Source organism: Pyxidicoccus xibeiensis (genome assembly GCF_024198175.1).
GTDB classification, from domain to species: Bacteria; Myxococcota; Myxococcia; order Myxococcales; family Myxococcaceae; genus Myxococcus; species Myxococcus xibeiensis.
In genome coordinates, this window is record NZ_JAJVKV010000004.1 from 786,870 (window position 1) to 800,690 (window position 13,821).

Annotated in this window: 11 protein-coding genes; 7 read left to right on the forward strand and 4 right to left on the reverse strand. The window is 72.9% G+C overall.

Annotated features, from left to right (window positions below):
• Positions 1 to 219: 219 nt before the first annotated feature.
• The 3 genes from LXT23_RS21140 to LXT23_RS21150 all read right to left on the reverse strand — a co-directional run bounded on the left by LXT23_RS21140 (position 220) and on the right by LXT23_RS21150 (position 4,467).
• Positions 220 to 3,060 (reverse strand): Lnb N-terminal periplasmic domain-containing protein, encoded by a 2,841-nt coding sequence (locus LXT23_RS21140; protein WP_253982021.1) that lies wholly within the window; start codon positions 3,058 to 3,060, stop codon positions 220 to 222.
• Positions 3,057 to 3,968 carry a hypothetical protein gene (locus tag LXT23_RS21145; RefSeq protein WP_253982022.1) on the reverse strand — a complete coding sequence of 304 codons (912 nt, stop codon included), beginning with the start codon at positions 3,966 to 3,968 and terminating at the stop codon, positions 3,057 to 3,059. Before LXT23_RS21145 ends, LXT23_RS21140 begins: the two co-directional genes overlap by 4 nt.
• A gap of 70 nt (positions 3,969 to 4,038) precedes the next feature.
• Positions 4,039 to 4,467 carry a hypothetical protein gene (locus LXT23_RS21150; protein WP_253982023.1) on the reverse strand — a complete coding sequence of 143 codons (429 nt, stop codon included), beginning with the start codon at positions 4,465 to 4,467 and terminating at the stop codon, positions 4,039 to 4,041.
• A gap of 309 nt (positions 4,468 to 4,776) precedes the next feature.
• Here LXT23_RS21150 and LXT23_RS21155 point away from each other — a divergent pair, with 309 nt between their 5' ends.
• The 3 genes from LXT23_RS21155 to LXT23_RS21165 all read left to right on the forward strand — a co-directional run bounded on the left by LXT23_RS21155 (position 4,777) and on the right by LXT23_RS21165 (position 7,730).
• Positions 4,777 to 5,124, forward strand: a complete 348-nt coding sequence (locus LXT23_RS21155; protein ID WP_253982024.1) for a hypothetical protein — start codon at positions 4,777 to 4,779, stop codon at positions 5,122 to 5,124.
• A 295-nt stretch (positions 5,125 to 5,419) separates the two neighbouring features.
• Entirely contained in the window at positions 5,420 to 6,547 is a 1,128-nt protein-coding gene (locus LXT23_RS21160; protein WP_253982025.1) for a helix-turn-helix transcriptional regulator, read from the forward strand.
• A 28-nt stretch (positions 6,548 to 6,575) separates the two neighbouring features.
• Positions 6,576 to 7,730, forward strand: a complete 1,155-nt coding sequence (locus LXT23_RS21165; protein WP_253982026.1) for a metallophosphoesterase family protein — start codon at positions 6,576 to 6,578, stop codon at positions 7,728 to 7,730.
• 62 nt (positions 7,731 to 7,792) lie between these two features.
• Here the strand turns inward: LXT23_RS21165 and LXT23_RS21170 are convergent, their stop codons facing one another.
• Entirely contained in the window at positions 7,793 to 9,151 is a 1,359-nt protein-coding gene (locus tag LXT23_RS21170) for a thioredoxin family protein (protein ID WP_253982027.1), read from the reverse strand.
• 109 nt (positions 9,152 to 9,260) lie between these two features.
• Between LXT23_RS21170 and LXT23_RS21175 the strand changes: the two genes are divergently transcribed.
• The 4 genes from LXT23_RS21175 (at position 9,261) to LXT23_RS21190 (ending at position 13,760) form a co-directional block, all read left to right on the forward strand.
• Positions 9,261 to 11,003 carry a GTPase domain-containing protein gene (locus LXT23_RS21175; RefSeq protein WP_253982028.1) on the forward strand — a complete coding sequence of 581 codons (1,743 nt, stop codon included), beginning with the start codon at positions 9,261 to 9,263 and terminating at the stop codon, positions 11,001 to 11,003.
• 148 nt (positions 11,004 to 11,151) lie between these two features.
• Positions 11,152 to 11,547, forward strand: a complete 396-nt coding sequence (locus LXT23_RS21180) for a helix-turn-helix transcriptional regulator (RefSeq protein WP_253982029.1) — start codon at positions 11,152 to 11,154, stop codon at positions 11,545 to 11,547.
• A gap of 88 nt (positions 11,548 to 11,635) precedes the next feature.
• The gene (locus LXT23_RS21185) at positions 11,636 to 12,706 is read left to right on the forward strand and encodes a hypothetical protein (protein ID WP_253982030.1); all 1,071 of its coding nucleotides are present in this window, start codon (positions 11,636 to 11,638) and stop codon (positions 12,704 to 12,706) included.
• Positions 12,707 to 13,184: 478 nt separating this feature from the next.
• Positions 13,185 to 13,760, forward strand: coding sequence for an imm11 family protein (locus LXT23_RS21190; RefSeq protein WP_253982031.1), 576 nt, complete (start codon positions 13,185 to 13,187; stop codon positions 13,758 to 13,760).
• Positions 13,761 to 13,821: the final 61 nt, after the last annotated feature.

Genomic DNA, 13,821 nt, shown 5'->3' on the forward strand with positions numbered 1-13,821 from the left:
GCGCGCTCGGCGCGGCCGCGTTCAACGCCATCGCGGTGCCGGCCGCCGTCGCCTTCCTCCTGTTCCTGAGCCGGAACCACTCGTCGTACCTCTTCTACGGCCTGGGCTTCACGGGCTGGGCGCTGCTGCACGTCATCGGCACCTTCATCGGCGCGGTGGCGGGCTCGGCCAGCCGTCCGCTGATGACCGGTGACTACCTGCAGCAGACGCCCGTCGCCCTCAGCGCATCTCCAGTCCCAGCGCCAGGCGTCGTTCCGCCGACCCGTCCAGCCAGGTCGACGGAGACCGTGACTCGCGATGCAGTGGAGGTGCGAGCGAACCCTCCCAACGGACCTGTGCGCGGGGAGTGAGCAGCACGCCGAAGGGCCCCGCGCGCCCCAGCCACCACTCCAGCTGGAGCATGGCCCCCGCCTCGTGCGTGACGTGGTCGTCGCCCACGCGCCAGGTGGGGGCATACGCCGCCTCCAGGCGCACGGCGTTGGCGCCCGAGCCCGGCAGGCCCGTGCGGTGGGCCACCGAGACACGCGGCCCCGCGGCCGGCGTCAGCGAGTCCCGACTCCAGTGCAGCGTGGCCAGGCCGCCCAGTCCCACCGCCGTGAAGTGGGAGAAGCGCGTGCCCTCGTCCAGCACCATCAGCGCCTCGGCCTGGACCGACGCCCGGTGGGGCAGCGCTCGCGCCGAGCGGGAATCCACCCGCGCCTCCGCGCCCCAGCCCAATGAGTCCCATGCGGACTCGCGGAAGGGCGCCAGCTCGCGCAGCAGCGTGCGGTAGCCCACCAACGTCAGCTCCGAGGAGACCACCTTCGGCACCCCCCGGCGCGGCTCCAGGGACAGCTCACCGTCCAGCACCCGCAGCTCGCTGCTCGGCTGGAAGCCATGCAGGCGCGCGTCGCCCAGCGCCTCGGCCATGCCCGCGGTGCGCACGCTCACCACCGGCCGCGCGCCGCCCACGTCCGGGAAGTCCACGCCCATGCTCACCACCGTGCGCCCCGCGCCGGAGTCCCGCAGCGCGCCCTGGGCCCAGGACGTCTCCGCCGCCACCTTGTCGCGGTGGTCGTCTCGCAGGAAGGCCACCGGGTCGACCTCCGCCAGCACTCCGTCGTTGAGCGCGCCCTGCACCTCGGTGGCCCGGTGGAAGGCGGCCTCGGTGCGGTCGGCCCTCACCAGCAGGCGCAGCTCCTCCGGCGTGGGAGGACGGCGGGGTGCCGCCGCCATCGCGTCCTTCAGCAGCGTGGTGCGGTCCAGCACCGCGAGCTTGCGTTGCAGGGCGTCCTCACGCTCGAAGATGCGCTGGCGCTCGCGCACGCCCGCCTCCGCCGCGCCGGGGACTGGCACGCGCACCGCCAGCAGACGGGCCCGCTCGATTTCCAGGCGCACGCCTTCTGCCCGGTCCACCGCCGCGCGCTCCACCCGCACCGCGTGGGCCACGTAGGCGTGCAGCCGCTCGCGCACCGTTGCGCGCGCTTCGGCCTTCGCCGATTCGAGGGCCGCGGGCACCACCTCCGGCAGGGCGTCGTAGGCGGTACGGCGCACTTCCGGCTCCGGCGACTGGAGCTTCGCGTGCAGCTCCCGGAGCCGCGCGTGCTCGGCGGGGCCCAGCTGTCCGGTCAGGGATGCGAGTGCCGCCTCCCGCGCGGCGTGCGCGCGCACCGCGCGGTCCCCGGTGGACTCGAAGGCATCCGGCACGTGCTCCAGCAGCGGCCCGGCGCGCCCGTCCGGCCCGAGGACGTCCAGCTTCGCCAGCGTGTCCAGCGTGGCGGTGGGCAGCACCCACAGCGCCGCGGGCGGGCGCACGCGCCGGCCGTCCTCCAGCGCGCCGTTGAGGAGGAAGAGGAGCGCGCTCGCGCAGTTGTCGGTGAAGAAGTAGTAGCCCATGTACCCGCGCCGCTCGAGTTCCCAGACGCGCTCCAGCATCCGCGCCTCCTCGCCGCGGGTGAGGCGCAGGCGGAAGCGGCGGATGGAGCGCTGCTCCAGCTCCAGCGCCTCGTGGGACAGGTCTCCCATCGTCCCCGTGAGGAAGACGGTGTCGTAGCCGCCCGTCATGCCCTTCACCAGGTAGCCCAGGCCCCTGGACTCCATGCCGGTGAGCGCCACCAGTTGCACCACGCGCTCGAAGGCGGGGCCGCGGGGCACCTCGCCCTCGTGCCACACCGGGCGCAGCAGCAGGTGGCCGAAGAGGGACTCCGGCTGGCGCCCGGTGGACGCCACCAGCAGCACCTCGAAGTGGGACAGCGACTCCAGCTCCGCCCACGCGTCGAAGGCCGGGCACCCGCCACGGGGCGGCAGCTCGCCCAGGCCGGAGGCCTTCACCCGCTCCGACAGGGCCCGTGCCTTGGAGAACTCCTGGCAGCGCACCTGGTCGTCCACCGGCAGCGCGTCCGCGCGCAGCGACTCCGCCGGGACGAGCAGCTCCTCCGCGAAGGTGACGAGGTCCAACGAGGCGCTCTTCTGGCCTCGTGCGCGGCTGAAGGCCCCCGCGTAGGTGATGCGGGCCTCCTCCTTCCACACCAGCGGCCGCTCCAGGGGCTTGAGCCAGCCGGACAGCCGGCGCCAGTCCGGGGTGTCACTCCACCTGTGCGCGTCGTCCCAGCGCTGCACCACGGCGTGCACCACCGCGCGGCGGCGCCACAGTCGCTCGGCTTCCTCGTCCGTCAGCTTCGACAGCCGCAGCGTGGCTCGGCGCTCGTCCGAGGGCGCGTACCTGTAGAGGTGGAAGCGTGTACGGCCCTCCGTCCAGTCCGGGCGCTCTGGCGTGCCGTCTCCCATGCCGAGTGTCGCGGGCTCCGCGTGCAGCACCAGCTCCAGCGGGCCTCCCGGCGGGCGGCGCATCGCGGGTGGCAGTGCCTGGAGCCCTGCCTCCACCTCCGCTACCAGGGCTGCGTCCCGGGCCGCGACTCCCTGGAGCACCACGCCGGAGAGCGCCAGGAGGCGGACGCGTTCTGACAGCGCCTGCTCGGCCTCGTGCGACGTCTCGGTGGAGTGTTCCCCCTCTCGCCCCTGCGCCGCCTCCACCGGCAGCGCGCACGCGAGGCCGAGCAGCCATGCCGCCCAGCGAATCAATGCGCCACCTCCGCCGTCGCCTCCTCGTCGGGCGTGGCGAGGAAGGCCCGACGGTCATCCTCCAGACGCGGGTCGGCGCGAGCCAGCTCCCCCACCCGCTCCAGCCAGGCCAGGGCGCGCTCGGGTGTGAGGGAGCGCTCGTCCGCCATCGCCAGCAGCTCCTTCCGGTGCGAGCGCAGCATGCGGCCGAAGGTCCCCAGGTTCTCACGGCGGATGCGCGCCGCCGCCGCCAGGTCCTCCACGGTGGGGCCCGCTCCCAGCGCCAGGTCCTCGCGGAGCTGGTGCGTGCGCGCGCGCAGGTACACCTGGGCCGTGCGGCCCAGCTCCTTCGGCTCCACGCCCCTGCGCCGCTCGGCCGCCGCGTACGCCTGCCAGATGACCACGCCGAGCCCCACCACCACCACGCCCACCGTCACCGCCGACACCACGTTGTCGTTGTTGCTCTGGCTGCTGTTGTCGGAGCGCGAGCGCGACGCCTCCCCCTCCGCCTTCTCCGTCCCGCTGGAGCCCTCGCTGGAGCCGCCCTCCTCGGAGCTGCGCGAGGTGCGCTCACTGGTCTCACTGTCGCTGGAGCCACCCGCCTCCGAGCTCCGGGACTGCAGCTTCCCTCCCTCGCTGGAGCCGCCCGCCTCCGAGCTCTTCGACTCCGAGCTGCCCCCCTCGCTGGAGCCACTCTCGCTGCTGCCACCCTCGCTGGAGCCCCCGGACTCCGAGCTCCCGCCCGAGCCCGAGTCACTGGAGTTGCCCTCGCTGGAGCCTCCCGACTGGCTGGAGTCACCCTGACTGGAGTTGCCCGAGTCCGAGGCGCTCATGCCCCCCGGCCCCATGGCTCCCGGAGTCCGGCACGCGGAGACGGCCATCAGTGCTGCCATGCACAGCGCCCGCTTCGCGGAGCTCTTCGTCGTCATCTCATCCCTCGTCGAGGTCTCTTTGGTTCCACGCCGCCCTTACGGGGCGCGGTCAAGCCGGGCACGCGCTTCAGCGCGCCCCATGCGCCACGAGTGCGTCTTCCAAATCCCGCCGCAGCAGCGGGTCCCCGCGCACCAGCGCGCCCACCCGCTGCATCAGCTCCAGCGAGCGCTCGGGCGTGAGCGTGCTCGCGTCCGCCAGCCGCAGCAGCTCACCGCGGTGCTCGCGCAGCAGCGTCCCGAAGAGGGGGACGTGCTCGCGGCGCAGGTTCACCACCCCCGCCAGCTCCTCCACGGTGGGGCCCGCGCCCAGCACCACGTCCTCGCGGAACTGGGGGAGGCGCAGGCGCAGGTACTCGTGGGACAGCCGGGCCGCGCGGGCCAACTCGGGCGCGTCCCAGGAACGGCGCCGCGACTGCACCCGCGTGTAGAGGCCGAGCGCGGCCGTCAGTCCCAGCACCAGCGACACGGGCAGCGCCCCACCCGCCGCCTCCAGCATTCCACTCGCGGCCCCCTGCTCCAGATGCGACTGACACCCGAGTCCCCATGCACCGGCATACACCAAGGCATTCCAGTGACTCCGCATCCGGCCTCCCCTGAGGAGTGCGTCTTCACGTAGGTATTGACCCGGCGACGGCGGACGGATCCCCTGGCCAGCAATGTGCCGGACGCACGGACAGCGCCGTTTCACGGAGCTACGCGCCAGGGGACCGGCGGAGCGCTTCGCTACGAAGGCCACACCTGCTTGGATTCGCGCACACGCGCTTCCATCTTTGCCCCAGCGCTTCCGCCTTCATGGAGCAAGGTCATGACCCTGGGACTCTCCATCGTCGGTCTCTTCACCGTGCTGCTCGCCCTGGCGTCCATCTTCCCCACCAGCGAGCCGAAGTGGTTCGGCTTCGGCGTGCTCGCGGCGGCCCTCTGTGCGCTGGGTGCCGCCTTCAGCGGTCCTCACTTCCGCACCGCCATGCCGTGGGCCGTGGGTGTGGCGCTCTCCATCTGGGGTCTGGTCGGCCTGGGTACCGGCGACGTCAGCGCGTGGATTGGCTGGGCGACGCTCGCGTTCGGCCTGGCGTACCTGGGGCTGGGCATGCTGCACTTCCTGCAGCGGGTGGTGCCAGCCAGGCGACTGCCCCGGCTCCTGCGCCCCGTCTAGAGGTGCCAGCAGTCGCTCGGCCCGGTGAAGGGGCAGCGCGCCGGGCGCCCGGAGCGGGGCACCCGGCGCGCGCTCACAGGCACGGCGGATGCGGCCCTCCCCCCCGGGAGCCGACAGGCGAGTCTTGTGTCAGGTTTCATTCCATTTCCATCAGGGGAATTCCGCAGGTCGGAACTGACCCTGTAGGCCCGAGGCAACAGACGTCCTGACCCGGACGTTCGGCGGACTCAGGGTGGGGCTGATCGGTCACGGGGGGGCTGGGCGCTTCTATTGACGGGCGTATACTTCGGGAATCTTGATTCGTCTGAATTCCGAGGAGCAGGGCCTGCTAGCGGACCTCGAGGTCCTGCTTGCGGAAGCCGAGCCCAGTGCGGAGTCGCTTCCCACGGTGCTGGGCGCCTTGCGTGATGCGTTGAAGGGCGAGCGAGCCGTGGCCTACGGCGTGGACGTGGGCCCGGAGCGGTACCACGCGAGCTACTCGCACTTCGTGGGCTTCCCCCTGCCAGCCGCGACGGTGCATGAGACGCTCGAGGGCTCCATGTCCTCCGTCAGCGACCCTTGGGGCTGGTTCGACCCCGCGCGGCCGGAGCCGGCCCAGCGCAACCGGGCGCTGCACTTCCGCTCGCTGGCGGAGACGGAAGCGCGGCAGACGATGCCGCTGCACGACCTGCCCGCGGTCGAGGTGGGGCGGCGGCTGGGGCTGAGCGAGGGCGAGCTGGAGACGGTGCGCGAGCGGGCGCTCACCCGCTCGGGTGCGGTGTTCCGGCAGCTGGGTGTGGAGAACATGGCCTGGCTGCGCACGCTGGTGTGCGAGGGCCCGGCGCTGCTGGGGTGGGTGGGCATCGGCCGCGCCGAGCCCTTCACCGAGCGCGAGCAGCGGCTGTTGCAGGCGCTGACGCCCGCGCTCCAGCGGCGGCTGACGATGGAGACGCGGCTGCGCGAGTCGGGGCTGATGTCCACCGCGCTGGAGGTGGCGATGGAGGCGCTCGGGCGTGCGGCCTGGGTGGTCAGCTCCAGCGGCCGCGTGGTGCACGCCAACAGCGCCGGGCGCGTGCGCCTGGAGCGCGGCGAGCCCGAGCTGATGGAGCTGCTCAAGCGGGGTGCCCAGGGCATTCCCTGCTCCGGCCCGCTGACGCTCACGCCGCTGCGCACGTCGGGCCTGCCGGCGCACTACCTGGCCATCGACTCGGGCACCGCGTCCAGCGCCGCCGCGCGCGTGCACGCGCTGTCGGCCCGCTGGTCGCTCACGGCGCGCGAGTCGGAGGTGCTCACGCACATCGTCCAGGGCGAGACGAACAAGACCATCGCCGGGCGGCTGGGCTGCGCCGAGCGCACGGTGGAGGTCCACGTCACGCACCTGCTGAGCAAGGCGCAGGTGGAGAGTCGTTCGGCGCTCATCGCCCGCTTCTTCCAGACGTCCTGAGGCCGGGCCATGAGCCTAGGATGGGGGTGTGAACGACGCCCTCATCCAGGCTGCTGTCGCCCGCGCCCACGAAGCCGTGGCGAAGGGTCCCCACTCCACGCCGGCCGATGGACGGCCCCGGCGCCGGCGCCTCGCCATCGGCGACCCGCAGGCGGACCTGGAGCGCGTGCTGGCCATCCTCGCGCACCACGGGCTGCTGGGTGACGCCGGCTGGCTGCGGCGCGACGTCCAGCTCGTGTCGGTGGGCGACCACTTCGACTGGGGACGTCCGCACGAGCGCGACGCGGTGGCGGCCAGTGGCCTGGCGCTGGTGGCGTGGCTGGCCGCGCACCCGGCCGACCAGGCGGTGCTGCTGCTGGGCAACCACGACCTGGGCCGTGTGGGGGAGCTGGCCGGCTTCACGGATGCCACGTTCGCCGAGGCCCAGGCGGAGGCGGACCGGGCGTACCGGGGCGGCGACACGGACGAAGCGGCGGAGCGCTCCTTCCTCGCCCGCTGGCCCCAGGTGCCCGCCGCCGAGCTGGTGGCGCGCGACTTCGGCAACTTCCGTGAGGTGCAGCGGGCCTGGGTGGAGCACCTGCTGCGCGTCCGGCGCTTTCGCGCCGCGTACGCGGCCGGCCCCGGGTTGATGGTGCTGCATGCGGGAGTCACGCACGAGGACCTGGACGTGACGGGCCTGCCCGCTGAGAGACGCGCAGACGCGGCGGCCGTCGCGGAGGCGGTGAACGGGGCGGTGGACGCAGCGGTGCGAGCGTGGGTGGGAGGACCGCTGGCAGTGCCGGGCCTGCACCGGCCGGGCGACGCGGCCGGAGGCGAGGGCCTGGGCATCTTCTATCACCGCCCCAGCCTCCACCCGGAAGACGCCGAGCGCGTGCGCGAGACGCCGCGCCGACGCTTCGACCCGCGACGGCTGCCCGCCGGGTTGACGCAGGTGGTGGGACACACGCGCGACAAGAAGACCCGCGAGCTGCTGGGCCTGTCCACGGCGGAGGCGCGCGACGGCGTGGTGCGCCACCTGGTCACGGATGGCGTGCGCGTGGACTACGCGCATGGAGCCCCCGCGCGGTCCGGGCCGGACGAGGCGGTGGTCGTCTTCACCGACGGGGGCATGCGCGAGTGCCCGCCCGGGGAGTTCGAGCTGTTCGACCTGGACGCTCGCGCCGCCGCACGCGGAGGGGGCTGAGCCGCGCATGCCGCGCGGCCCACCACGGTGCCGCATGGCCCCTCCAACCTCGGCGCGGGCGGCTACTTCGGCGCGGCCTCCGCCTGGAGCCCCGCGAGCTTCTTCTCCAGCCCGGCCACCGCGCGCGGCGACACCTGGGACGCGGGCAGCGTCTTCGCGAAGGCCAGCGCCTCCTCCACCGTCTTCACCGCGGCGACGGTGTCCTTGCGCGCCACGTGGAGGTCCGCGCGGTTGGAGAGCACCGTGAGGCGGCGCGAGCCCTGGACGCGGGCCAGTGCGCGGTCGCTCGCGGCGAGCGCGTCATCCAGCCGGCCCTGCAGCTTGTACAGCGTGGCCAGCCGCGCGGGCGGGTTGTAGTCCTGGGGCAGGTCCTTCTCGCTCTGCTCGAGGGCCGGAATCACGCGCTCGGGAGCGCCCAGCTTCATGGCCGCCAGCATGCGGTGCGAGTCGAAGACAGTCCTGGCGTCGGCATTCGGCGCCTTCGCGGCCTCCGCCTCCAGGTACGCCAGCCACTCCTCGCAGAGGGCCTTCACCCCCGCCGCGTCCTTCTCCGCCTCGCGCGCCTGCACGCGCACCTCGTACAGGCCGGAGCGGTCATCCGCCGCCATGTCGATGGCCGGCGGGGCCAGGGCCTCGGCCACCTTCGCCTCCGTGGCGCCGCGCAGCTCCTTCGCCGCCGCATGGTCCGCCGGCAGCGCCAGCGCGCAGGACAGGCCCATCAGCGCGCCGTTGGCCCAGGACAGCGAGCGCGGCGTCCTCGGCAGCTCCTCCAGCGCCTTGCGCGCGCACGCCTCGTACTGCTTCGCGCCGTACATGGCCGTCAGCAGCGACTCCACCGCGCGGCCCCGGCGGGACCAGTCCGCGGGCGCCTCCACCAGGGCCTCCGCCAGCGCCTCGGCGGCCGCCACCGACTGGCCCTCTCCGTAGAGCGCATCGCCGCGCGCCAACAGGGCCTCGGCGCCGGTGACGCCTCCTTTATATGCGCGCTCGCCGTCCTCGAAGAGCTTCTCCAGCTGGGCCACCGTGGCGCTGCCGGCGAAGCGCAGCAGGGCCTTCTCCTGGCGCGGGTCGATGACGTACAGCGTGGGCCAGAACTCCACCGGATACTTCTCCTGGAACGCCGCGTTCGACGTCAGGTCGGTGTTCACCTCCAGCCACACGAAGCGGCCCGCATGCCGGGCCAGCGCCTTGTCGGACAGGACGTAGGCCTTCATGGAGCGACAGGTGTGGCACCACGGCGCCCACACGTCGACGAAGAGGGGCAGCCCCTTCGCCTTCGCCTCCGCGAGCGCGCGGGCGTAGTCGTCCTCGATGAACGGCAGCGGGGCCCCGGCGTGGACCTCGTCCGAGGGCGCATTCGTGGACGCGGCGGTGCAGGCGACGAGCCCCAGCAGGAGCAGGCAGGCGGCAGGGATACGCATGGGCGCAACCCTACCGCGCCCCCGCCGCCTCTGTCCCTGGCCGACACCCGCCCTTCCAAGCTCCTGGGCAGGGGCCCCGGCGCGTGCTGAGGTGCGCGGACTTCCGGTGATGAGAGACCCGTACACCCTGCGCAGCTCCCTCGCGTCCGCCCTGGACGCGCTGCCCCCTCCCGAGCGCTTCCCGGACGCCACCGACGCGGACGCGGCGCGCCGTCTGGCCGAGCGCCTGCGCCGCGATTTGCTCCCCCGGCTCGGGTCCGCCGACGCGCCCCTGCTGCTGGTGGCCATCGCCGGCCCCAACAACGTGGGCAAGTCCACCCTGTTCAATGCGCTGGTGGGCGCGGCGCTCTCCCCCGCGCGGCCCGAGGGCGGCCTCACCAAGCAGTGCCTGGCGGCGGCGCACCCGGAGACGTGGACGGGGCCGCTGAAGGACTTCCTCACGCGGCGGTACGACACGGTGCCGGTGGCCTCGGGCGACGCGGCGCCGGTGGACCAGCCGGGCCCGGCGGGAAGGCTGTACCTGGTGCTGGCGGACGCGGTGCCGCGCGGGCTGCTCGTCATGGACACGCCGGACTTCGACAGCGTGTACCGCGACAACCGGGAGCGCGCGGAGGCGCTGCTCGTCACCGTGGACGTGCTGGTGTTCGTGGTGAGCCGGCAGACGTACCAGAACGCCGCGCTGGTGGACTTCCTGCGCGCCGCGGTGGGGCACGGGCGGCCGTACCTGCTCGTCTACAACGAGGCGACGCGCGAGGAGGTGGCGCGCGGGCACCTGGACAAGCTGGCCTCGGACGTGGGCCACCCGCCGCTGGCGCGCTACCTGGCGCCGCACCAGCCGGAGGTGGAGGCGGGGCTGAAGCCGCTGGCCACGCAGCCGCTGGACGGGCGCCCTCCCCTGGCCGCGCTGCTGGGCCAGGCGGAGCATGCGCGCGAGCTGAAGGCCCGGGCCCTGGAGGCCTCCCTGGCGGATGCGCGCGCGGAGCTGCAGGTGGTGGCGCGCGCGGCGGCGCGAGCGGCCCAGGAGCCCGAGCGGCTGCGGCAGCGACTGCGCCACGAGCTGATTGGCGTGGGCGCGCACGCGGCGCTGAAGGCGGTGCCGGCGGACATCCTCATCGACGCCTTCCGGGACGAGCTGGACGCGCGCAGCAACTTCCACAAGTGGGTGCGGCTGCCCTTCCGGGGGCTGGCCACGGCGCTCACCTTCGTGAGCCGCAAGGTGCGCCAGTCCTTCACCGGGCCGGAGCCCGAAGGCGCCGAGACGCCCACGCACACGGTGGACGCGTCGATGAAGGACGGCGTGCGCAAGCTGGTGGACGCCTTCGCGCCCGAGGTGGCCGCCTGGCGCGGGGACGCCCAGACGCGGGAGAGGCTGGCGGAGGCCTTCGGCCCCGTGACGCTGGCGAAGCTGGAGGAGCCCCTGGGCTTCGAGCCCCTCCACGCGCACGCGGCGGACCGGGCCACGCTGTATGCCTTCTGCCGCGAGCTGGTGGGCGCCGAGCTGCAGGGCGGCATGCGGGAGGAGCTGCTCCAGGCGCTGACGACGCTGGTGTACTCGGTGCCGTCGGGCGCGGCGGCGGCGGTGACGGTGGCGACGGGGGGCTTCGGCCATGACGCGGTGGTGTGGGCGGGCACGCTGCTGTCCACGCCGCTGATGGAGCGCTTCGTGGACCTGCTGGGCGCGCAGGTGCGGGCCCGCGTCACCCGCAAATGGGCGGACGCGCACGGCGCCACGCTGGCGCGCGCGCTGGAGGGGCGGTTCTTCCCGGAGGTGCTGGGGCACCTCGACGGGCTGGCCGACGACTGGACGCGCACGGCGGCGCGGCTGGACGAGGCGCGGGCGGGGCTGTCCTGAGAGGTTGTGGCCGCCATCCCGACGGGAGGAATCGGGGCCGCACCAGCAACCTGCCGGGTCCTGCCGCCAGCCCCACTCCGCGTGTCCTGTGCTCCCAATCCATTAAGTCGTATCTACCGCCCAGAACTTTACAGGATGGGCTAGCGGCATGCTCGGTGAGCGCGAGAAGTCGTCACTGAAGAAGACGCTGGGCAAGAATGCCCAGGCGGCACGCATGCGCCAGGAGCTGACCCAGGCGGACGTGGCGGAGCGCGTCGACCTGGCCACCGAGGTGTACGGCCGCATCGAGCGGGGCCGCGCCTTCCCCAGCATCCCCACCTTCTGGCGGCTGTGCCACGTGCTCCACGAGTCCGCCGACCGGATGCTGGGACTGCCCGCCGGCACCATGCCGCCCGCCCCGTGGCAGGCCGCCGAACCCGCCGCGCCGTACGCCGAGCACCCGCCGGAGCTGCGCCGCCTCATCCGCACCCTCCAGGGCTTCGAGGCCGACGAGTGGCGGGCCCTGCGCAAGTTCCTGGTGACGCTCAAGAAGCAATCGCGCTGAGAGCCAGGAGTCGCGCTCCCCAGGCAGGCGGGCGCGGCGCCACTCCGTCCGTGCGCGGGACGCGACAATGCGTCATGCTTGGGAGGTCATGAATGGCATGGACCCGGCCGCACCGGGCTCGCCACCTCCCGTCCTGTCCTTCCGCCACCTGCTGACCGAGGCTGTCAGCACGTTCCTGGACGAAGCCCGCATGACGTGCGCCCAGACGGCGGACGCCATCGGCGAGCTCATCGTCACGCTGTCGCGCTACCGCGAGGAGGGCGCCCCGCTGTTCCCCATGGCCTTCGTGGGGGACGACCTGGGGCAGATGCTGGCGCAGTTGGGCGGGCATGACCCCATCGGCATCGGCATCGGTCCGCGCTCGCGGGCCACCGTGCAGCGGGCGCTCAAGCAGTGTGCGCCGCTGGGGCAGGGGCGCTGGTGGGCGCTCTATCTGCTGAGGGTGCCGGAGGGCTTCGCGTACGGCGTGTTCCGCACGGACCCCTTCCCCCTGGCCGAGACGCCGCTGGAGCGCCTGCGCCGGGCGGACGAGGGGGGAGCGGGAGTCGTGGGGGTGCTCCAGCTGGCGGACAACGTGCTGGAGCTGCGCGGCTGTGGAGGGCTGTGCCGGCACGTGTACCTGTCCGGCGCGCGCGTGGAGGCGTCCTCGCCGCCGGAGGTGCTGAACGAGCTGGCCGATGCCGTCACGGACGGCGTGGCGACGGCGAGCCGGGAGCGGGCGCACGGGTTCTTCCGCCGGGTGCTGTTCGAGGTGATGCAGGGCTCGCACGGGACGCTGGTGGCGGTGCTGCCCCGGGAGCGCGCGGGGTCGATGCTGTTCGTGGATGGCATCATCCTGCCGCGGCCGCTGGACATCGTGGCGCTGCTGGAGCGCTACCACGCGGACCCGAGTGACGGGGCGGCCGGGGCAGTGCGGGCCACGGCGCAGTTGCTGCGGGGGATGATGGCCACGGATGGAATCACGGTGCTGCGCGCGGATGGGTGCATCGTGGGCTACAACATCTTCGTCAGACACCCGGAGACGCTGGCGAGCCAGCCGTCCGTGGTGGGCGGTGCGCGGAGGCGGACCTTCGAAGTGCTGAGCGCGGCGCTGGGCTCCGAGCTGACCGCGGCGTTCATCCGCTCGCAGGATGGCGATGTGAGCTGCCGGCGGGCGTAGTCGCGCATTGCATGGTTCATTGCTCCGGCGAACAGTTCCGGGCGAGCCAGACGTGGAGTTCCCTGGCTCCATGTCCGTCGTCATCCGTGGCCTGCGAGCTCCACGTGCCCGTCCACGTCGGGCCCCACGCGGGTGGCTGGGCCTTCGACATGGACCTTGCCTATCCGGATGCGGTGAAGCGCAAGATCATGCGCGTGGCGAGATCGGTCGATACTGGTCGCTATTGCGCTCGGCCGGAGTTGTTCACCGCGAAACTCGACGCTCTGAGCCGGGAAATCCTCGGGAGTATCTCCAGCGGGCTATGGACGATTACCACCGATGGGCTGGACTATCTGGCCGGAGGCATGGGGTGTGCCGGAGCGAGGAGCATCCAGGACAAGCCACGCCGGGCATGCCCTCATGACCGCCGACATGATGCCCGGCATGGACGAACAGGGGCGCCGCTTCCTCGCAGGACTCTTCAAGTGGGGGTGTAGCCATGCAGCGCGAATACTTCGTCCTGCTCCGCGCGCGGTCCCAGCAGCACCCGCTACTCTCCTGGGACCAGGACTATCTCGCCTTCCTAGGGGGCGAGCCCGTCAAAGTGCTGGAGCCCGTGAAGCTGAAGCTAGGCGAGCCGATACCTCCCAAGCCGGTCATGGTGGACCACCACAGCCTGCCGTTGCCGGTGGTTTCTTCCCGACTGAAGGAGGCCCTCGAAGCGGCTCGGCTTCCAGGGGTGCAGTTCGTCCCCGCGGACATCCCGGTGGGCGACGCGGTGCTGCGCTACTGGCTGGTCCACATGTGGCGGCGCATCACGTGCGTCGACCGCGAGCGCTCTGTGCTCACCCTCTACCCCGACGGAGACATCCTGGACATCCGCAGGCTCGTGCTCGACGAGCAGGTGCTACGCGAGATTCCCCTCCAGGAGCGGCTCGCCTTTCGACTCGAAGAAGACATCGTGCACCTCTTCCACGGATCCGTAGTGGAGAGAGTGATGAGCCTCACGCCTCCTCCCGAGGGCCTGCGCTTCGTCCCCGTGCCTGAGTGGAACGACTCGGCCGGCTTCCAGTGACGTGTCGTCACTCCGGTGCCAGTTCGGTGCGAAGTGACGCCCTCTTGACCGTCCCCAGGAT